Below are 20,065 nucleotides of genomic sequence, written 5' to 3' on the forward strand. Positions count from 1 at the left end.
AAAAACAATCAATGGTCTGCTGTCCTTCTCCCTGGGCAGCAGGCCATTTTTTGCTGGCTTATTTTCGATAAACCCTGCGGCTGTTACTTGACCTTTTCATTTGCAGTAAGAAACGGTAAAATAGGAGATAATAACAAAGAAAGTAGGGGACCCACTGTGCGACCAAACTTAGGTTTTTATGTACAAACAATCAACGATCTTGTCAAAGAAACAGAAGCGATCGGGGAGAAAATGAATCCCAATTATGAAGAGATCCGCAAAGCGATCGACGAGAAGAAAGAAGCCGAGGTAACACCTGAGCGGCTAGCTGAGATTACCAGAATTTTTAAAGAAGGCACGGACAAATACCGCTTGATGCTGGAAAAAATCAGCAAATTGCGTCCCCCAGCGAATGTGATGGGGATCCATAAAAAATTCGAACGGGCGTATATGAAATATGTTGCTGGCTGTGATGAGATGATTTTGAGTCTCGATAACAAAATCGACCAAGAAGCCTTTGATGCGGCAGAAGCCAAGCAAGATGAAGCAACCGACGAAATTTCTTTTGCCATTCAACGGATGACGGCTTTATTGTTAAAAAAATGATAAACATTCAAGTTAAACAAGAGTTATTTAATTTAACTGTTATGTTTTTCACATGTAAAGTTTTTTTATCGGAGGTATAATGAATTCACAACCAACAACCTTTTTATTTTTCATTTTACTCCTTTTGCCATCAGGACTAACCAACCTGATGGTTTTTTTGTGTTTCAAGTGTTTTTTTATGAAACGTTTCCAGCGATAACGGGTTTAGTTTGTGAATAAAATATAAAGGAAAAGCAGCAGGGGGTACTGAACTTGCGCTTTTTTGCCGATCAATGCTATACTTAGGGCACTGTTAAACGAAATGAGGGATCCTCCATTGAAAAATTAACCAATTTGTTGAAAGCTGCATGAAACTGTTCCTCCAAGGGGATAGTCTGCAGATTTTCAGGATTGGTTGACTTTTTCGATGGGGGATCTTTTTGTGTACCTCTAAAAACTGATTCTGAAAATAGCTTTAGGTCTACTCTATTCCGTGAATAGAGACGAGGTATATTTATGTCGAATATCAGTATTAATCATTTAACTTTTGGCTTTGACAGCCAAGAACGGTTGCTTTTTGAGGATGCCAACTTGAACCTTGATACACAATGGAAATTAGGGTTGATTGGCAGAAATGGTCGCGGCAAAACGACCTTGCTGCGTCTGCTGCTCAATGAATTGCCTTATAGCGGCTCGATCACCCATGAGCAGCAATTCGTTTATTTTCCCTTACCTGTCGCTGACGATCAGCAACTGACGCTTTTTGTTTTACAGGAATCTGGCGAATTTGAGCAGTGGCGTTTGGAACGGGAATTGAACCTGCTGCAGCTTGATCCAGAAGTTCTTTGGCGGCCCTTTGCCACTTTATCTGGCGGAGAGCAAACGAAAGTCCTGTTGGCGCGGTTGTTCGTTGATGAAGAGAATTTTCCTTTGATCGATGAACCAACCAACCATTTGGATGTGACCGCTCGCGAACATGTTGCCCGCTATTTGCAGCAAAAAACCGGGTTTATCGTTGTGAGCCATGATCGACAGTTTGTCGATGACGTCGTCGATCATGTGTTGGCGATCGAAAAAAGCCGCTTGGTGTTGTACAAAGGGAATTATTCAGTCTATGAGCTGCAAAAGCAGCAAAAAGATGCGTATGAGCAAGAACAAAACAGCAAGTTGAAAAAAGAAATCGGTCGTTTGAAGCAGACGGCAGCCGAGAAAGCGGAGTGGTCCCGAGGACGCGAACGGGACAAATTAGGGTCGCCGACCAAAAAAGGCAGCGGGGCAATCTATGATACGGGGGCGATCGGTGCCCGAGCGGCACGGACCATGAAGCGCTCGAAAGCGATCGTTAAACGGATGGAAGATCAAATTCAAGACAAGTCTGCGTTGTTAAAAGACATTGAGTGGATTGATCCTCTGAAAATGACTCCGCTTGTTAGCCATCATGATGTGTTGCTGGAAGCAGAGCATTTTCAGCTCGGCTATGAGCAGCCTTTGTTTAAACCGCTGACGTTTGCGATCCGTCAAAAAGAGCGCTTGGGGATTCAAGGGGCCAACGGATCTGGCAAGTCCAGTTTGATTGCGAGTATTTTAGGTACTTTCGATGGACAGCAGACAGGGACGATCAAAACAGCCCATGGGATCACCATCAGTTATGTCCGACAAAACTACGAGGACAACTGTGGGATGCTGACAGAATTTGCCCAAGAGCATGGCTTGAATTATCAAGATCTGCTAAATAATTTAAAAAAGCTTGGCTTGGAAAGAGCTGTCTTTCAAACGCCGATCCAGCAAATGAGCATGGGGCAGCGTAAACGCGTGGAACTAGCCAAATCATTAGCGACACCAGCAGAATTGTTTATCTGGGATGAACCGCTAAATTATTTGGACGTCTTCAATCAAAAGCAATTAGAGGAAGTGATCCATTTGGTGGAGCCTTCTATGCTGATCATTGAGCACCACCGTTATTTTCTTGAGCAAGTTTCAACGAAGTTGCTGACGCTGACGGGTGACTGAGGCAAAGGATAGAATGAAAAAGGATGATTGTTTTTTAAATAATCATCCTTTTTTTTGTTATTTTAAAAGAAGAAATACTGATGGTCTTAGTAAACAATTACTAAAGGTGCTTTTGGACAAAAAGTCGCGTAAAAATAGTGTTAACATCAATGGATACTAAAGGATTGATAATTTTTACCCGTTTTTCATGAAAATTTTCTAAAAACGTTAAAATGTTCGTGTTTACTGGCTAGAAACTGCGTTGTTTGGCTCATTGTTTTCTCATTAAAAGGTAAATTAATTAAAAATTCTTTCATAATTCCCAATGATTTTTACAAAACATTTACAATAATGGTATCGAATAAAAACATTCGTTTGTTATGATTAAAATCGAATTTCTTTGAGCGTTTGACCGAAACATCAAGAGTTCGTTTTTTTTGTGACTTGAAATGCCAGTCAACTATTCGGAGGAAAAAGAGAAAATGGAGGGGCAGTTTTGATAGAAGTAGTCGGGTTGAAGAAGGTTTTCGATAATAAGTTTGAAGCCTTGAAAGCAGTAGATTTTACAATAGAAAAAGGCGATTTGGTTTGTTTGTTGGGACCAAGTGGTTGTGGGAAATCGACGATATTGAATTTGATCGCGGGGTTGTTGAGTCCCACCGATGGTGATATCCTCTTTAATGGTTCTTCCGTTGTTAAGACCGAGCCAAAAGACCGCAATATCGGGTTTGTTTTTCAGAATTATGCCCTTTATCCCCATATGACTGTTTTAGAAAATGTCATGTTTCCACTGACAGTCGGAGAGAAAAAGATCAAGAAAAACGAAGCACAGAAAATTGCTGAAAAGTTCATGAAACTGACCAATATTGAAGAGTTAAGTCAGAAAAAACCAGGAACCCTTTCGGGCGGACAGCAGCAACGGGTAGCGATCACGCGTGCCTTGGTGCAAAGTCCAGAAGTCTTACTACTGGATGAACCATTAAGTAACTTAGATGCCCGTTTGCGCTTGAAGATCCGTGAAGAGATCCGTCGGTTAGTCAAAGAAGTGGGCATCACCACGATCTTCGTGACCCATGACCAAGAAGAAGCTCTTTCTATCAGTGATAAGATCATCTTGATGAACGAGGGGATCATTCAACAAAATGATGATCCGCAAAACCTTTACTTAGAACCAAACAATCTTTTTGTAGCGAAATTCATCGGTAATCCAATCATCAACATCTTGCCAGTAGAAGTCAAAGATGGCCAAATGATCCATCCTGCCTTCACTGTACCAGTTGACCGATTTACCGACCTTCGCTTCAAGAAACCATTAACAGACGGCCAATACACGTTAGGCATTCGTCCAGAAGATGTGCTGACCACCTTGCAAGCAGGTTTGTTCCAAACGGAAGTCAAGAGTGTGGAGCTGATCGGACGAGAACGAATCTTGAACTTTGATCTGGCTGACAAACATATGAAATCGATCGTTAGTATTGAAGAAATCATTGAAGAAGGCGCGCAAGTGTCATTTGATTTTCATTACAAAAAAGCCTTTATCTTTGATGAAAAAGGAGAGCGGGTCTACTAATGTTCAAAAAAAATTATAACCCTGAGAACCAACCGAAAGCATGGCTGTTTTTACTGCCTTCATTGGTCATTATTTTCTTATTCAGTGTATATCCGCTGTTTCGTTCCTTCATCATGAGTTTCCAAAAAGGAACCTTGATTAACCAACAGTATGCTGGGCTTGAGAACTATCAAAGGGTTTTAACGGACCCAGTCTTCTTTCGAGCACTGCAAAATACGGCGCTCTTTGCTTTTGCGGTCGTACCGATCGCGTTGATCCTTTCTTTAGCGATTGCGTGGATCATTTTTGAAAAAGTCAAATACAAAAGTTTTTTTGAAACGATCTTCTTTATGCCTTATGTCACGAGTACGATTGCCATCGGGATCGTGTTTCGCTACTTTTTCAATGGCTCTTACGGGATCATTAACTATTTGTTGAGTCTTGTCGGCATTCCACCAGTCAACTGGCTGGATAATGTCAATATGAGTATGACGACCTTGATCATCTTTGGCGTTTGGACGAGCCTCGCCTTCAACATTATTATCTTGTTGGCAGGAATGCGCAACATCGACAAAGAACACTACAAAATCGCAAAAATGTTTGGCGCCACCGATGGCGAGATTTTTCGGAAAATCACCTTTCCGCAGTTGATCCCGACTTTTGCCTTCTTGTTAACGGTCAATCTGATCAGTGCCTTTAAAGTCTATACTCAAGTATATGCCTTGTTTGGCGGACAGCCAGGGATCGCCCGCAGTGCAACCACGGCAGTCTTTTATATTTATGACAAATTCCATATCGCCGGACGTCCGGGGATTGCAATGGCGGCAACCGTGATCTTGTTCATCATTATTTTGCTCGTCACCTTTATCCAAAATAAACTTTTGAAGAAAGTGGGCGAATAAACGAATGAAAAAAATTGTCACGATTGTTTCGATGCTGTTTTTAGCAATTTTAGCAGTGATCACGCTGTTTCCCTTTGTCTATATGATTTTAGCTGGTCTAATGACCTACAGTGAAGCAACCAGTATTCCACCGACGATCATGCCAGAGTCTTTCCAGTGGAGCAACTACGGGGAAGTTTTTACCCGAGCACCGTTTTTACGCTACTTCTTTAATACGGTCTTCGTTTCCGCGGTGACGACTATCGCGACGCTGATCACTGCGATTCTAGCTGCCTTTGCATTGACTAGTCTTGAATTCAAATACAAACGGTTAGTTATCGGATTGATGATCTCGTTATTGATGGTTCCTTATGAATCGATCATTTTCACCAATTACAATACGATTGCGCGAATGGGCTTATTGAATACGTATAGTGCGTTGATCATTCCCTTTCTGACCAGTATTTTTTACATCTATTATTTAAACGGTTATTTGCAAAGTATTTCCAATACCTTTTACAAAGCGGCCAAAATCGACGGTGCTAGCGATTTGGCTTACATTCGGCGGATTTTGATCCCCATGTCAAAACCAGCCTTGGTGACAGTCGGGATCTTGACTTTCATCTCTAGCTGGAATTCCTTCTTATGGCCGTTGCTAGTAACCAATGAGAAAAAATACCGCCTCTTAAATAATGGGTTGGCTGCCTTTACCACAGAAAGCGGCAGCGATGTTCATTTACAGATGGCGGCAGCGACCTTGACCGTCATTCCAATTCTGATCATTTACTTGATCTTTAGAAAAGAAATTATCAAAGGAGTGGCTAAAGATGGCATCAAAGGATAAAACAACGATCACCTTCCATAGCGGGATCTTAACGATTGGAGGGACCGTCATCGAAGTTGCGTACAAAGATGCCCATATCTTTTTTGACTTCGGTTCGGAGTATCATCCAGAAACACCCTTACCAGATGAAGAATTACAAACGTTAGTTGCGCATCGCTGGATACCAGAACTGAAAAATGTCTACGATCCACGCTTAGATTACACGTACCAAGGAAGCGAAACGAAAGAATACCAAGAAACAGCAGTTTTTCTTTCCCACGCCCATCTGGATCATTCCAAGATGATCAACTTTTTAGACCCAAATATTCCTATGTACACCTTGAAGGAAACCAAAGCGATCCTCGAAGTGTTGAATCAAAAAGGGGACTTCTTGCTGCCCGTTCCTCATGAAGAAAAAAGCTTTGTCCGTGAATTGATCGGCTTAGAACCCCATGATGTGATTCGGGTCGGGGAAATCGAAGTCGAGATCATTCGAGTCGATCATGATGCGTACGGTGCGGCAGCTTTGTTGATTCGCACGCCAGATCATTTTATCGCTTATACCGGTGATTTGCGTTTGCATGGCTATCATCCAGAGCGTACCAAAGAATTCTGTCAGTTAGCCAAACACACGGATTTATTGATGATGGAAGGGGTCAGCATCAGCTTTCCAGAAAGAGAACCGGACCCCAAAGCGATCACAGTGGAAAGTGAAACAGAATTGATCGAGACCTTCGTGCGTTTGGTCAAAGAAAATCCCCAACGACAAATTACTTTCAATGGCTATCCAGCCAATGTCGAGCGCTTTATGGCGCTTGTTGAAGCCGCGCCGCGGACGGTTGTTTTAGAGGCGACGCAAGCCGCATTGCTGAAAGAAATTTTCGATAAAGATGTACCGTTCTATACGATCGATGATCAAGTACCAGCGACCCTCGATCCAGCCTTTGCTATTTCATATCAGGCATTATGTGCCGACACGAGCCAGTACCTTTGGCAAGCAGTCGCGCATTTTGAAAACTTGCAAACAGGTGGATTGTATATTCACAGTGATGCACAGCCGTTAGGCGATTTTGATCCAGCTTATCAAGTCTTTTTGGATCAACTGGCAGCACTGGAGATCGAATTTGTCCGTTTGCCAAACTCGGGACATGCAAAACCAGCTGATTTAGATCAGATCATTGCCTGGATCGAGCCCCAACGATTGGTTCCAATCCATACACTGAAACCAGAAAATCTGGTGAATCCGTATGGTGAAAGAATATTGCCGCAACGCGGTGAAAAAATTATTTTAGAGTGATAGAGGAGAGGAAAAAATGAAAACAAAGAAACTTGCATTTGCAGCAGCTGCAGCCGCGACATTGGTATTAGGGGCTTGTGGAAACAACAACGATTCATCTGGTTCTACCGAAAGTGATGAAATCGTTACAGAACTAAGCGAAGATACGACTGTCACCTTTTGGCATGCAATGAATGGTGCGCAAGAAGAATCATTGACGAAATTGACCGAGCAATTCATGGACGAAAATCCAAACATCAAGATCGAATTGCAGAACCAATCAAGCTATCCTGATTTGCAAGCAAAGGTGAATTCAACCTTGCCTTCACCAAAAGATCTGCCAACTATCACCCAAGCATATCCTGGTTGGTTATGGAATGCTGCCCAAGATGACATGTTAGTTGACCTTGGCGAATACATCAACGATGATACTATCGGTTGGGGTGACCAAGAAGAGATCCGCAGTGCCCTTTTAGATGGTGCACAAATCGACGGCGTGCAATACGGGATTCCTTTCAACAAATCTACAGAAATGCTGTTTTACAATGCAGACATGTTAGACGAGTATGGTATTGACGTACCAACAAACCTGGAAGAATTAAAAGAAGCTTCTCAAGAAATCTATGAAAAATCAAACGGTGAAGTCGTAGGTGCTGGTTTTGACTCATTAAACAACTACTATGCCATCGCAATGAAAAATCAAGGCGTTGATTTTGACAAAGACTTGCAATTAGACAGCGATGAATCAAAAGAAGTCATCAACTACTACCTAGATGGTGTTAAAGACGGCTACTTCCGAATCGCTGGTTCTGACAAATACTTGTCTGGTCCATTTGCCAACGAGCAAATCGCAATGTATGTCGGCTCAATCGCAGGGGAAGGCTTTGTTAAAAAAGATACCGAAGGCAAATTTGAATATGACGTAGCAGCTCGTCCAGAACCAATCAACTTGCAACAAGGAACTGACTTGTATATGTTCAACAGCGCAACACCAGAGCAACGCACCGCTGCTTTTGAATACATGAAATACTTAACTTCGCCAGAAGCGCAAAAAACATGGGCGATCGATACCGGCTACATGCCAGTTGTTGAATCTGTTTTGGAAAGCGATGAATACAAAAACAATCCTGAAACAAAAGTAGCTGCCAAATTAGAAGATGCAACCAAAGAATTGTTCTCGATCCCAGTGATTGAAAATGCTGATCCTGCTTACAATGAAATGCGTTCAATCATGGAAAACATTTTGTCTAATACAGATCAAGATGTCGATCAATTGATTGAAAACGCAAAACCACAATTAGAAGATGCTTGGAACCAATAATTCTGAATTTCTTCGTCAAAATAGGGTATAATCAGGGAAACACCTGAGAATGAAAGACAAAAGGGTTTGTGCCATAAGGGTTGAAGACACAAGGAAGCAGAAAATGCTGGCTTTCGAGGGTTTTCGACTTATGCGCATGCCCTTTTGGTCTATTGAGGGGAAAAGGAGTCTTTTGAATGAAAATCACGTTTTTAGAAACGAGCGATATGCATGGCTATGTCTATCCAACCAATTTTGCCGATGACACGGAACAAGGATTCGGCGTGGCAAAAGTTGCTACCAAAATGAAAGAGCTACGTCAAGCAGCCACCGGACCGGTCGTAACGATCGAAAATGGCGACTTTATCCAAGGCTCGCCCTTAAGCTATTACATCGCCAAAAGCCAGCACTCCGTTGCCGCATTGACCGCTGTCGTCAACCACCTAGACGTTGATGTCCATGTCTTAGGCAATCATGAGTTCAACTACGGTCTGCCTTATTTGCAAGAAGCGATCGCCAGCTACCAAACACCAGTACTCGCAGCGAATATTTTAAATGAAGCGGGAGAACCATTCTTTGGCCAAGCTTACACCATCATTGAAAAAGAAGGGGTAAAGATCGCGATCTTAGGAATGGTGACGCCATATATTCCTCATTGGGAACAGCCTGCGACGATTCGCGGGATGCAGTTTGTCAGCATCGTTGAGACAGCGAAAAACTATGTGCCTTACTTAAGAGAACAAGCCGATATCGTTGTCGTCAGCTACCATGGAGGCTTCGAGCGTGATTTAGTCACTGGAGAACCGACCGAATTATTGACTGGTGAAAATGAGGGCTATCAATTATTGCAGGAAGTCTCAGGAATCGATGCGTTCTTCACAGGACACCAGCACCGTGAGATCGCCACAAAAATCAATGGTGTCCCCGTTGTACAGCCCGGTTATCGTGGAAGCTTTATCGGCGCCATCGAATTGACGGTTGAAAAAAATCAGACAGGGGTTCATGTCACAAACAGTACGGCTGCGTTGATCCCTGTTGCAGATGCTGTCCCAGATCAAGAGACGTTGGCTTTGTTAGCACCCATCGAAGAAGAATTACAAACCTGGCTAGATCAGCCGTTAGGCAAAGTCAGTGGGGATATGCGAATCACCGATCCGATGGGGGCACGCTTGAAAGAGCACCCTTATATTGAATTTATCAATCGTGTTCAGATGGCTGCCAGCGGCGCCAAAATTTCTGGTACTGCTCTTTTCAACAATGAGGGCAAAGGCTTTGGCGCAACAATCACGATGCGAGATGTGATCACTAATTATATTTACCCAAATACGTTAGCTGTAGTCAAAATAACAGGTGCCGAATTAAAAGCCGCTTTAGAACAAACGGCGGATTATTTAGCCGTTGTTGACGGTCAGATCGTCTTCAATCCTGCTTTTATTGAGCCAAAGCCGCAATATTATAACTACGATATGTATGAAGGCATCGAGTATACGATCGATCTTAGTCAACCCGTCGGTCAGCGAATCACCCGCTTGGACTTTGAAGAAAAAGCCATTGCGATGGATCAAGAATTAGAGATCGTCATTAATCAATACCGTGCAGTAGGTGGCGGCAACTACGCCATGTTTTCTGCCGAAAAAATCGTTCGTGAGATTCAAGTCGATATGACGGAACTGATTGCTGACTATTTAAAACAGCATCCTCAAATCGAAGCTACGACGAATCAAAACTTTCTAGTGACGTTATAACAGTAAAACAGCCTGCGATGAAGGAATCATCGCAGGCTGTTTCTTAATTTTCTACATTGCGTACATAGTCATCAAAGTATTTTACCAAATCCACTTTGACTTGTTGGTAGTCTTCTTCGGAATACTCTTTGTCTTCTAGTTTTGCTTCGAAAAACGGCATGGCCAATTCTTCTCGTAAACGATCCAACACTTGTTCTTGGTTCATAACGTCACCTTTTTCACATTTGATTTGATTTCATCATAACAAATGAAATGAGGCTGTCAATGCTTCGTAAGTGTCTTTCATTTTTTCTAAACGATTTTTTAAAGAAACAAAATCATCGTCATCATGAAAAAGGACTTGTTTTAATTCAAAATAATAGATCTCAAAAGCATCAAAGAAAGCAATGACTTCCGCTGTTTGCAGCTCTTTGGCAGTATCGCAGCGAATATAGGCTTTTTCAGCGATCGCATACGTTTCTGCAGTCGTTAATAGGACCAATGATTCATTGTATTTGCGGCTCGTCACTAGTTCAAAGGTTGATTGACATTTATTGTAGATATTAGAAAAATCTTTGAGCACAAGTTCCTTTGGTGTTTTATCAAACATGGGGGAATCCTCCAAAACTTTATTTTTTGAATAAGACGCAGACACATTCTGGTGCGTAGATGTCTTTTTCTAAGACAGTCAATTTGCCAGTGGCTTCATCGCGTTTGTATAACGTTAGGTTATCAGAATTTTGGTTGGCACAAACGAGATAATCGTTTGTCGGGTCCAAATCGAAGTCGCGAGGGAAGTCGCCTTCAGTCGAGATTGATTGAACAAAAGTCAGGCCAGCGCCTTCATCGGTTACTTCAAAAACAGCGATTGAATTATGGCCGCGATTTGAGCTGTAAATAAAACGGCCATCGTTCGAGATACGTACCGCAGCGCCACTGTTGAAATCCGTAAAGTCTGCAGGGATCGTTGGCACCTTTTGGATTTTCTCAAAACTGCCATCTGCTTCATTGTAGCGTAAAACAGTCAATGAGCTGTCTAATTCGCCCACTAAGTAAGCGTATTGGTTATTTGGATGGAAGACCAAGTGACGTGGGCCAGTTCCGTCTTCTGCCACGTAAACGGCAACTTCTGTCAGTTTGCCATCTTCTGAAATATCATAAGTATATACCCGGTCTGTTCCAAGGTCACAAACTGCTAAACGTTGGTCTGGTGTTAAGTCAGTATAGTGGACATGAGGTTTGTCTTGGTTTTCATGAGAGCCGACGGGTTCATCATGGTAGATGCTGTCCGTTGCTTCGATGCTGCCATCCTCTAGAATTTTATAAACATTCACTTCACCTTTATGGTAGTTGGCACCATATAAAAGCTGACGGGTTTCATCAACTGCTACATAGCAAAGTGGTGCGCCTTCTTCCGTTGCGGTATTCAGCAAGGTAAAGTCTGGGGTATAAGCAGCTGCGCCGCCGTTGCCATCTACTTCTGTGACGCTGTAAACTGCTTCTTTTTTACTGCGGGCAAGATAAGTCGGACTTTTTTCTTCCACGCATAAGGTCAAATCGGTCAGTGTTCCTTTTTCCGTATCTAAAGCGATCGAATAGATCCCTTTACTTTCGCGACGAGTGTACGTACCTAAATAAATCGTTTGCAACATAAAAAAACCTCCTAATAGTTTCATTCCTATTTAATTCTACCATAGAATGCGGTTTTGGGCGGGTAGAAAAACTCTTTATGTTATAATAAACGAGAAGATAGAAAGGGGAGTTTGTCATATGAAAAAAGGGACGATCAAAGAAATCGGTCCACAAGCGATCGATTCGCAAGAAAGAATGATCATCTTTTTTGGGGAAGAAGCGACCGACACACTGCGAGAATATTCAGTCATTCAAACGATTCCTGATTCGCAAGCGTTAGTCGTCACAAAAGGGGACCAGATCACTTTTGGTGATCAGACCTATCAAGTCCAATATGTAGGGACGGTCGTAAACCAAATCCTGCAAACGATCCAGCATGTGACCTTTGTCTTTGACGAAGTGCCGGCTGAAGATCAGCTTTCAAGTGCGATTTATTTAACGCCAACTGTTCTGCCGAAACTAGAAGTCGGCATGCAGGTGACGTACGACTAGGAGGCAAAGAATGTCATGAAAGAAACGCAGAAAAAGTCGCATTCCTGGTTTTGGAAATGGTTTTTAAACAATCAAGCAGTGACCAGCTTGCTGGTCATTTTATTGATTCTCTTAATTTTGCTGCTCTTTACGAAAGTGTCGTATTTGTTTGAACCCGTCTGGCAATTTTTAGCCATCGTCGGATTGCCAATCATTTTGGCGGGGATCTTGTATTACTTGATGAACCCCACCGTCGACTACTTAGAACGCAAGGGAATCAAACGAATCTACAGTATTTTCGGTCTCTTTATTTTAGTGGTTGGTCTGATCGTCTGGGGTGTGGTGGTGATCATCCCTAAGATCCAAGAGCAATCCATGAGCTTTGCGGATAATTTGCCAGGCTACTTGACGATCATCGAGAATAAGGTGAATGAGATTCTCTCTGATCCAATCTTCTCGCAAGTCCAAGAGCAGATCGAAGCCTCCAATGAGAAGCTGATTTCTTCTTTGACGGATATCGTCCAAAACCTTTCCCGCAGCACGATTCAAAATCTAGGCAGTTTCTTCGGCGCCGTTGCAACGATCGTTTTAGCGGTCATTACCATGCCATTTATTTTGTTCTACCTACTGAAAGATGGCCGTAAACTAGCCCCTTATTTTGTTAAATTTCTGCCAACCAAAATGCGCCAGCCATCACTGGTCGTCTTAAAAGAGATGAACGATCAAGTATCCTCCTATATTCGGGGACAACTGACGGTGGCGTTTGCGGTCGCAGTGATGTTTATGATCGGGTTTAGTATCATTGGCTTAGATTATGCCATCACACTGGGGATTGCAGCGGGATTTCTAAATTTGATCCCTTACTTAGGATCTTTTTTGGCCATGATCCCTGCGGTCTTTTTAGGAATCGTCGGTGGACCCGTGTTACTGATCCAAGTGCTGATCGTCTTTGTCATTGAGCAGACCATTGAAGGCCGCTTGATTTCGCCATTAGTTCTAGGAAACGAGTTGTCGATTCATCCTGTCACGATCCTGTTAGTCCTCTTGACTTCAGGAAAACTGTTTGGCCTTGTTGGGGTCATTTTAGGGATTCCTGTGTATGCGGCAGCTAAAGTGGTCATTACCCATGTGTTTGAATGGTATACGCGGGTTTCCTCCTTGTATGAAGAGGAAGAACCGATCCCCGAAGCGTCACCAGAGGACACCCCAGAAGTGTAGCAGCTTCGAGTGTAAAAGAGTCCATACGTATTATCTACGGTACAGCCTTTTTCTGTGGGCTGTACCTTTTTGTGCGGATAAAAGAGCCAGCAATCATTGGAAAGTAACGGAAGATTTACACCCTATGAACGATGATTTGTGAGAAAGCGACAGCTGTTTATTCAATAGAAAGAGCGAGGGATAGCATCTTGGATCCAATTGACTTCGAAGGAACAAAAGAATATAATCTCTTTATATAAAGAGTTTATATAACGAAACTTGTGCTTAAGGAGGGCAATGAATGCCGAAACAACGAATAACAAAGGAAATGGTGGTTGATGCCGCCTTTGAGATTGCTCGAAAAGGCGGTATGGAGCAAGTGATCGTCAAGAATATTTCCGAGAAGTTAGGCTGTTCAGTCCAGCCCATCTATAGTTACTGCACCAATATGGAGGGCCTGCGAACAGAAGTAGAGCAGAAAGCACGGCAATTTTTACAAGCGTATCTAGAAGCCCATAGCGACCCCCAGGATCTGTTTCGCAGTACCGGACACGCGTATTTGCAATTGGCGAAAGAAGAACCCCATATTTTGAGTATTTTTGTCTTACAAAAAAGAGCGAATGTTTCGTCATTAGAAGATCTGTATCAGTTAGAGACGAATCCTCAAGTAGCCCAAAGGATTGCCGCCGATTTGACTATCAGTATAGAAACCGCCAAACAGCTACACATGCATATGCTCATTTACACGATCGGAATCGGTACGATTTTCTCAGTAACGACACCTGGTATTCCACTAGATGAAATCTATGCACAACAGGAAAAAGCGTACGAAACGTTTTTAGAACAAGCAATAGCTGGCACAAAACCATAAGGTGCAGTCCTAACTGCAGAGAGGAGTTCCCCCATGAAAAACGGCATGATTGTTTATCAATCGAAATACGGCGCTGTCAAAAAGTATGTCCACTGGCTTCAAGATGCAACAGGTTTTTCCAGCCTAGAAACCCCAAAAGCGAAAATAGCTGAAGTAATGGATTATGACACAATTATCTTCTGTGGGGGAATCTATGCATCGGGTATTGCTGGACTGTCCTTTTTAAAAAAGAATACCAACCAGCTAAAAGACAAAGAGATACTTATCTTTTGTGCGGGAGCCTCTGCTCCTGAAGAAGATGTTGTGAAAAAACTCAGAGAACAGAATCTCACGGGTCCGCTAAAAGACATCCCCCTTTTTTACGGCAGAGGACAATGGCAGGAAAGCAAAATGAATTTCTTTGAACGAAACTTAGTGAAAATGTTAAGAAAAGCTGCGGCTAAGAAAGCGCCTCACACCTATGACCCACAGACGAAGGCACTCATGGAAGCCAACGGACAAGATTGTGATTGGACGGATAAAAAGTACTTGGGTCCGTTGGTGGATTATTTGGAGCAGGGACTGTATTGAACGAGCACAAGCGTTTATTGAGGTTTTATGAATCAAATGAGCAATAAATGACCAGAGCGTAAGAACAGAACAAAATTAGTTTACTGCGAATAGATTTTCTGTTGTGACACCCAGAGTCAGCAACTAAGTTCTAAAAAATTCTAAAAAGCAATGACTAAGTAGAATGCCGATCACGCATGAGAGGATGTCTTATGCGTGACGGTTTTTTGTTTTATAAACTAGATAGCTTATCTCAAAAAAAGGGTAGCTGTTTCATTTGTTGACAAAATTCTCAGGCACCGTATCTAATGGATTTCTTTTTTTGCTTTGCAGGATGAACAGTTTTGTGAAGCTGAGCGTTAAACCTGATCTTTTTAGTGTTTTAAAAATAAGCAGATAAGCTATCACTTTCTGTACAACGTATATTCTTTCTAAATGCAAGATATCTTTCGTTGCGGGCTTTTTTATGGCTTGGGCGGATTTGACACACTGTTGCAAGAAATACATATGGTCGCCGAAAACATTGGTTGCGTATACTAAATGCAAGATAAAAGAAAGCCTTGTGAGGTCAAGAAAATGTGGATTTTAGCAATTGATATTGGCGGTACTGCTATTAAATGTGGGTTAGTGAATAGTCAAGGGGAACGCAGACAATTGACTCAATTTCCTATGAACAAGGAATATGCCACAGTCACGCAACGCATATGTCGACACATCGATGCATTCTATGCCGCAACATTTGATGGTATTGCTATTAGCTCAACGGGACTGGTTGATCCACGAAGCCAAGAAATCGGGATGACATCACCTTTGTATGAAGGATTTGGCAAAAGACTGGTTAGGCATTTGCGAAGCAAATACCAATGTCCAGTGGCTGCCGAAAATGATGGCAACTGTGCGTTATTGGCAGAAAAGTGGTTGGGTCACGCTCAAAATTGTGCGTCCTTTGCGACAATTGTCCTAGGTACATCCGTTGGCGGTGGCTTAATGATTAACCATCAATTGGTTCGCGGCAAACACTTACTAGCAGGAGAGTTTGGCTATATGCTTTTTCCGACCGAAACAAAGGATTGGGAACTTTGGAGCATCGCAGGGTCAACCAGAACTCTTGTGGAAGAAACAGCAGAGCGTATCGGAGATCCAACAATCAATGGGCAGCGCATTGATACACTGGTTCAAGAACAAGATCCGCGATGTCTGCCAATGGTCGCTGATTTTGTCGATAAGCTGGCGGCAGCTTGCTATAGCCTGCAGTACATGATTGATCCGGAAATTATCTTGATTGGTGGTGGAATCAGTGCTAGCCGTTTCTTGATCCCTCAAGTAAACGCACGATTGGCTGTGATTGCTGAACAGATTCCAAGTACTGTTATCGTGCCAAACATTTGTGCCTGTCGTTTTGGCAATGAATCAAATTTATTAGGCGCTTGTTATAACTGGTTAAGAAAATACAAGCCTGATAGCTAACTTGTAAAAAAACATTGTTTTTTATTAAAATAAAGCGTATTTTATTAGAGTATCATACATTCTTTTCTCCTAAATAAGTACCGATAAATGAAAGCGTTTTTGAGCTTTTGAAATAACAGAGAATAGGTGATGCAAATGAGAAAGTACACGGAACAGAATCGTCAAAAACTATTTAGGGGAATCATTCGTTCCATCAGCTCTTATTTAATCGTGTTTTTAGTGCCTTTTTTAGCCGTGTCATGGATTTGGTATGATACATCTGTCAAAAGTATCAATGAACAAGTACTGCTGACGGCCAGAAATCAATTGATCCAATTGAAATATTCATTAGAAAATACATTTATTCAATTGAATTATCTGACCCAAAAAATGACCAATGATCATGTTGTTTCATTGAAATACCTACAGCATCCTTACTTGACTAAAGAAGCAAAAGAAGCGATGCAGACATATAAAATCACTAACGATCTAGTCGAAGAAGTCTATTTATATTATAAAGAAGCCCCGGCGACCCTTTATTCAACCGTTGGCTCACTGTCAGTCGACACATTCTTGAATAAGGTACTGCCAAAAAACGATATGGACCAAGTTCAATTGGTCGCACAATTGGACTCTCCAGCGCCGACGTTACTGACATTGGAAGGTGCTGGTGGAGAACAGCGATATTCGCGTTTCTTTTATATCGTTCCAATTCAAAGTGAAGAAATGACCGTTTACGGCGCAGCAATCTACGAAATCAAAGAAAACAATTTGAAGAGAATCCTTGATTTAAGCAATAGTGATGGGCTCAGCAATACCTATATCATCAATGATGAGTATCAGTTATTAGCCAGTACCACCAATGATGAGTTAGCACGCTTTTTAAATCATCCTGAGCGAATGAAAAAAGGCATTCAAACAGGACGAATGCGGTTTGAACAATCGACGTATTTTGTTCAAGCAATTGCCAACAAAGAATTGAATATTTCGGTCGTAGCTGTCGCCAATCCGAATCAAGCATTGGCTTCAGTCAACCGTGTGCAAGAACAGTTCGTCCTAGTATTTATCGCCATATTGTTTACGGGTATCACCGCAGTCGTGATGCTTGGTTTACGCAGTTATCGGCCGATTCGCAAAATAGAAAATCTGGTTCAGGAGTTTCATCGTGATCCAAAAATGACTCTTCATTCGATGGATGATGTCCATAATACGCTAGCGGCATTTTTGGTAGAGCACCAAGAACTGCATCAGGAAGTTCGTTTACAAACACCCCATGCGAGAGAACAAGTATTGCGCAAATTAATGAGTGGACGTTTCCGTTCAGAACAAGAATTGGCTCTGCTTTTGGAAGCTGTCCATGTTTGTTTTCCTAAGTCGAATTATTTTGTGATCGCCATTGATACGAAAACTGTTGATACCAAAGCCAAGCAAGGGGATAAGAAATTTTTAATTGATTATATCGAAGAAATCAAAGAAGCTGATTATACGGCATATGCCACTGAAATTTTGTCCACAGAAATGCTGGCATTGACCGTTGGCTTTGTTGATGGCAAAGAACAAAAAGAAATTGTAGATGCTATCGCGGAAAAAATTACCCAAGCGATCTCCCTAACACCCGCAATGGGTGTCGGGATGACGGTGGATCAACTAACGGCTATTAATGAATCGTATATCGAAGGATTGGCGGCACTGGAAAATCAAGGAAGTCAAGGGAAGCAAATCAGCTACTATGCGGAGCTTTCCCAAGAGACCAAACATTTACCGATCAATTATCCAGACAATCAAAAATTAAAATTGATCCAAGCCTTGAATCAAGGAAATATTGAAATTGCCAGTGAAACGATCCAACGTTTGATTGAAGAAGGCGAAAGCAAGCAGACTTCGCCTCGTGTCCAAAAAATGTACGGCTACTACTTGTTGAATACGATCGCGCAAGTCGGCGGTGAACTGGTGGGGGCAGAGGTACTGCATACTGCTTCTGAAAGTGCCGATTTCAACAGCTTGAACCAATTGCAGACGGCCTTGTTAACGATTGCCCAGCAGATTTGTACAAAGGTGCAGAAACAGCCGCTGGATGACGAGTCGGAAATGAATGAGAAAATCTTCAGTTTTATTCAAGAAAATTATCATTCCTCTCAGCTATCGCTAGAATCGGTGGCAGAGGAAGTGGGTGTATCTGTCTCTTATGTCAGCCGTTTTGTAAAAAAAGAAAGTGGCAAAACCTTCTCCAAATATATTCAAGAATTACGGCTGAAAAAAATCAAAGAAGAACTGATTGAAACAGATTTGCCGATCAAAGAAATTATTCGTAACAATGGGTATTATGATGTTTCCAACTATACGAGAAAGTTCCGAAAAATAGTGGGTGTGACCCCAGGGCAATACCGTGAAATGAACCAAAAAATGAGAAATTATTGAACGTAAATTATTGAAAGTAAGAGGAAGAATGAGATGAATATACCAGTTGATTTGAAAGAAGCTCAGCAACGAGCTGCCGTCTTTTTTGAGGAGATAGGTTGGCAGTCGGCGAAGGAACCGCTCCCGCAAATAGTGGTCGATCCGCAGCTGGATGCTGATTTTCGATTTGAAACCCAAACAATCAGTGTGTCCTCGCCAGAACACGTCTTTTACGCGTTAACCAAATATGGCCGAGATCAAGCGACAGGTCAATTAGCACAGAAAAGCTATCTAGCAGCGCTTAAAGAACGCTGTCTGATGATCGATATCGGGCGTAAATTTTATTCTCTAACTGATTTGAAAGCAATCGTCCGCAGTATGGCTTGCTTCCAATTTACGCATCTGCAGCTTCATTTTTCGGAAAACGAAGGCTTTCGGATTGAATCCCAGCAATTTCCAGAAATCGTTTCGGAAGAATATTTGACCAAGCAGGAAATTCGTGAATTGATTGCGTATTCTCGAAATCATGCAATTGCCATTATCCCTGATTTTGATTCTCCTGGTCATTTGCGGCAAGTATTGGCTCAAAAGCCCGAGTGGCAATTACCGACAGCCGATGGCACGCGTGATGAACGAGCACTGAACATTTTGGATTCAGAAGCGGTAGCTTTTATTCAGGAAGTTTATCGGGAATATGCGCAACTGTTTGAAGACAGCACCTATTTTCATATTGGTGCCGATGAGTTTATTGATTTTGATCATTTAGAAAACTTTCCGCAAATGATCGAAGCAGCCCGCGAGCGCTATGGGGAAAAAGCTAGCGGAATCGAAGTTTTTATTGATTATGTCAATGAGCTGGCGGCCTTTGTTGAAAGTCTCGGCTTTGTTGTGCGGGTCTGGAATGATGGGTTTTACCGCTTGAATCGCCAAGAGCAGACAACGTTGACGGAGAATTGCCAAATCTCCTATTGGACCCGGTGGAACCAGAATATGGCGCCGGCAGATGTCTTTTTTGAAAAAGGCTATACCATGATCAATCACAATGATAATTTTTTCTATTATGTCTTAGGAGAAGCGGCAGGCTATACTTATCCAACCTACGAAAAAATCAGCAATGAATTCCAGTTGACGACGTTTGCCAATGGACAACAAGTTGCACAGGAACAGCTTGCCCAAACACAGGCGATCGCTTTATCCGTCTGGGCGGATGTACCTGAGGCCCAGACTAGTCGTGAAGTGATCCAAGCGATTTTTTGGCTCCAAGCGGCCATTAGCCAAAAAGTTTATAATGAACCCAATCGGCCAAAAGAGACAGTTCAAAAGCTCTATGATGGGTGGGAAGCGACATTCAGCTGATTGCTAGAGGAATTGGGTGAAGCAGCAATCCCTGATAATC

Annotated in this window: 18 protein-coding genes; 15 read left to right on the top strand and 3 right to left on the bottom strand. The window is 42.3% G+C overall.

What is annotated here, in order from left to right:
• Nucleotides 1-156: 156 nt before the first annotated feature.
• From ACI3E5_RS02940 to ACI3E5_RS02975, 8 genes are all read left to right on the top strand, one after another.
• Entirely contained in the window at nucleotides 157-585 is a 429-nt protein-coding gene (locus ACI3E5_RS02940) for a hypothetical protein (RefSeq protein WP_005228008.1), read from the top strand.
• Nucleotides 586-1,080: 495 nt separating this feature from the next.
• On the top strand, nucleotides 1,081-2,574 hold the full coding sequence (abc-f, locus tag ACI3E5_RS02945; protein WP_271770870.1) for a ribosomal protection-like ABC-F family protein: 1,494 nt from the start codon (nucleotides 1,081-1,083) through the stop codon (nucleotides 2,572-2,574).
• Between the two features lie 475 nt (nucleotides 2,575-3,049).
• Entirely contained in the window at nucleotides 3,050-4,123 is a 1,074-nt protein-coding gene (locus ACI3E5_RS02950) for an ABC transporter ATP-binding protein (protein WP_271770872.1), read from the top strand.
• Nucleotides 4,123-5,004 carry a carbohydrate ABC transporter permease gene (locus tag ACI3E5_RS02955; RefSeq protein WP_005228014.1) on the top strand — a complete coding sequence of 294 codons (882 nt, stop codon included), beginning with the start codon at nucleotides 4,123-4,125 and terminating at the stop codon, nucleotides 5,002-5,004. Before ACI3E5_RS02950 ends, ACI3E5_RS02955 begins: the two co-directional genes overlap by 1 nt.
• Before the next feature lie 4 nt (nucleotides 5,005-5,008).
• Entirely contained in the window at nucleotides 5,009-5,827 is an 819-nt protein-coding gene (locus ACI3E5_RS02960) for a carbohydrate ABC transporter permease (protein WP_005228015.1), read from the top strand.
• Nucleotides 5,811-7,103, top strand: a complete 1,293-nt coding sequence (locus ACI3E5_RS02965) for an MBL fold metallo-hydrolase (protein WP_271770875.1) — start codon at nucleotides 5,811-5,813, stop codon at nucleotides 7,101-7,103. The genes ACI3E5_RS02960 and ACI3E5_RS02965 overlap by 17 nt, the downstream gene beginning before the upstream one ends.
• Before the next feature lie 16 nt (nucleotides 7,104-7,119).
• Entirely contained in the window at nucleotides 7,120-8,403 is a 1,284-nt protein-coding gene (locus ACI3E5_RS02970; protein ID WP_016609876.1) for an ABC transporter substrate-binding protein, read from the top strand.
• Nucleotides 8,404-8,579: 176 nt separating this feature from the next.
• A complete protein-coding gene (locus tag ACI3E5_RS02975; RefSeq protein WP_005228018.1) occupies nucleotides 8,580-10,127 on the top strand; it encodes a bifunctional metallophosphatase/5'-nucleotidase in 1,548 nt (515 codons plus the stop codon).
• A gap of 43 nt (nucleotides 10,128-10,170) precedes the next feature.
• Here ACI3E5_RS02975 and ACI3E5_RS02980 read toward each other — a convergent pair whose 3' ends face one another.
• The 3 genes from ACI3E5_RS02980 to ACI3E5_RS02990 are packed head-to-tail and all read right to left on the bottom strand — an operon-like array spanning nucleotide 10,171 to nucleotide 11,758.
• Entirely contained in the window at nucleotides 10,171-10,332 is a 162-nt protein-coding gene (locus tag ACI3E5_RS02980; protein ID WP_016609874.1) for a hypothetical protein, read from the bottom strand.
• Nucleotides 10,333-10,365: 33 nt separating this feature from the next.
• Nucleotides 10,366-10,716: a hypothetical protein gene (locus ACI3E5_RS02985; RefSeq protein WP_005233740.1), complete on the bottom strand. Its 351-nt coding sequence runs from the start codon at nucleotides 10,714-10,716 to the stop codon at nucleotides 10,366-10,368.
• Nucleotides 10,717-10,735: 19 nt separating this feature from the next.
• Nucleotides 10,736-11,758: a lactonase family protein gene (locus tag ACI3E5_RS02990; protein WP_142964523.1), complete on the bottom strand. Its 1,023-nt coding sequence runs from the start codon at nucleotides 11,756-11,758 to the stop codon at nucleotides 10,736-10,738.
• Between the two features lie 118 nt (nucleotides 11,759-11,876).
• Between ACI3E5_RS02990 and ACI3E5_RS02995 the strand changes: the two genes are divergently transcribed.
• From ACI3E5_RS02995 to ACI3E5_RS03025, 7 genes are all read left to right on the top strand, one after another.
• Nucleotides 11,877-12,230, top strand: coding sequence for a PTS glucitol/sorbitol transporter subunit IIA (locus ACI3E5_RS02995; protein WP_005228025.1), 354 nt, complete (start codon nucleotides 11,877-11,879; stop codon nucleotides 12,228-12,230).
• Between the two features lie 15 nt (nucleotides 12,231-12,245).
• Nucleotides 12,246-13,427: an AI-2E family transporter gene (locus ACI3E5_RS03000; protein WP_142964524.1), complete on the top strand. Its 1,182-nt coding sequence runs from the start codon at nucleotides 12,246-12,248 to the stop codon at nucleotides 13,425-13,427.
• A gap of 280 nt (nucleotides 13,428-13,707) precedes the next feature.
• Complete coding sequence (locus ACI3E5_RS03005; protein WP_142964525.1) at nucleotides 13,708-14,277, top strand: TetR/AcrR family transcriptional regulator; 570 nt, start codon at nucleotides 13,708-13,710, stop codon at nucleotides 14,275-14,277.
• Nucleotides 14,278-14,310: 33 nt separating this feature from the next.
• Complete coding sequence (locus tag ACI3E5_RS03010) at nucleotides 14,311-14,847, top strand: flavodoxin domain-containing protein (RefSeq protein ID WP_142964526.1); 537 nt, start codon at nucleotides 14,311-14,313, stop codon at nucleotides 14,845-14,847.
• 519 nt (nucleotides 14,848-15,366) lie between these two features.
• On the top strand, nucleotides 15,367-16,293 hold the full coding sequence (locus tag ACI3E5_RS03015; RefSeq protein WP_005228036.1) for an ROK family protein: 927 nt from the start codon (nucleotides 15,367-15,369) through the stop codon (nucleotides 16,291-16,293).
• Between the two features lie 129 nt (nucleotides 16,294-16,422).
• Nucleotides 16,423-18,690 (top strand): helix-turn-helix domain-containing protein, encoded by a 2,268-nt coding sequence (locus ACI3E5_RS03020; RefSeq protein WP_271808546.1) that lies wholly within the window; start codon nucleotides 16,423-16,425, stop codon nucleotides 18,688-18,690.
• A gap of 33 nt (nucleotides 18,691-18,723) precedes the next feature.
• Nucleotides 18,724-20,025 (top strand): beta-N-acetylhexosaminidase, encoded by a 1,302-nt coding sequence (locus ACI3E5_RS03025; RefSeq protein ID WP_142964529.1) that lies wholly within the window; start codon nucleotides 18,724-18,726, stop codon nucleotides 20,023-20,025.
• The last annotated feature ends 40 nt before the right edge of the window (nucleotides 20,026-20,065 follow it).

The organism is Candidatus Enterococcus avicola, from assembly GCF_047470845.1.
In the GTDB taxonomy this organism is placed as follows: Bacteria; Bacillota; Bacilli; order Lactobacillales; family Enterococcaceae; genus Enterococcus_D; species Enterococcus_D casseliflavus.

Excerpts from the sequence above, each read along its gene's own strand:
- abc-f (WP_271770870.1), top strand. The coding sequence starts at position 1,081 with ATGTCGAATATCAGTATTAATCATTTAACTTTTGGCTTTGACAGCCAA.
- ACI3E5_RS02955 (WP_005228014.1), top strand. The coding sequence starts at position 4,123 with ATGTTCAAAAAAAATTATAACCCTGAGAACCAACCGAAAGCATGGCTG.
- ACI3E5_RS02960 (WP_005228015.1), top strand. The coding sequence starts at position 5,009 with ATGAAAAAAATTGTCACGATTGTTTCGATGCTGTTTTTAGCAATTTTA.
- ACI3E5_RS02965 (WP_271770875.1), top strand. The coding sequence starts at position 5,811 with ATGGCATCAAAGGATAAAACAACGATCACCTTCCATAGCGGGATCTTA.
- ACI3E5_RS02970 (WP_016609876.1), top strand. The coding sequence starts at position 7,120 with ATGAAAACAAAGAAACTTGCATTTGCAGCAGCTGCAGCCGCGACATTG.
- ACI3E5_RS02975 (WP_005228018.1), top strand. The coding sequence starts at position 8,580 with ATGAAAATCACGTTTTTAGAAACGAGCGATATGCATGGCTATGTCTAT.
- ACI3E5_RS02980 (WP_016609874.1), bottom strand. The coding sequence starts at position 10,332 with ATGAACCAAGAACAAGTGTTGGATCGTTTACGAGAAGAATTGGCCATG.
- ACI3E5_RS02985 (WP_005233740.1), bottom strand. The coding sequence starts at position 10,716 with ATGTTTGATAAAACACCAAAGGAACTTGTGCTCAAAGATTTTTCTAAT.
- ACI3E5_RS02990 (WP_142964523.1), bottom strand. The coding sequence starts at position 11,758 with ATGTTGCAAACGATTTATTTAGGTACGTACACTCGTCGCGAAAGTAAA.
- ACI3E5_RS02995 (WP_005228025.1), top strand. The coding sequence starts at position 11,877 with ATGAAAAAAGGGACGATCAAAGAAATCGGTCCACAAGCGATCGATTCG.
- ACI3E5_RS03000 (WP_142964524.1), top strand. The coding sequence starts at position 12,246 with ATGAAAGAAACGCAGAAAAAGTCGCATTCCTGGTTTTGGAAATGGTTT.
- ACI3E5_RS03005 (WP_142964525.1), top strand. The coding sequence starts at position 13,708 with ATGCCGAAACAACGAATAACAAAGGAAATGGTGGTTGATGCCGCCTTT.
- ACI3E5_RS03010 (WP_142964526.1), top strand. The coding sequence starts at position 14,311 with ATGAAAAACGGCATGATTGTTTATCAATCGAAATACGGCGCTGTCAAA.
- ACI3E5_RS03015 (WP_005228036.1), top strand. The coding sequence starts at position 15,367 with ATGCAAGATAAAAGAAAGCCTTGTGAGGTCAAGAAAATGTGGATTTTA.
- ACI3E5_RS03020 (WP_271808546.1), top strand. The coding sequence starts at position 16,423 with ATGCAAATGAGAAAGTACACGGAACAGAATCGTCAAAAACTATTTAGG.
- ACI3E5_RS03025 (WP_142964529.1), top strand. The coding sequence starts at position 18,724 with ATGAATATACCAGTTGATTTGAAAGAAGCTCAGCAACGAGCTGCCGTC.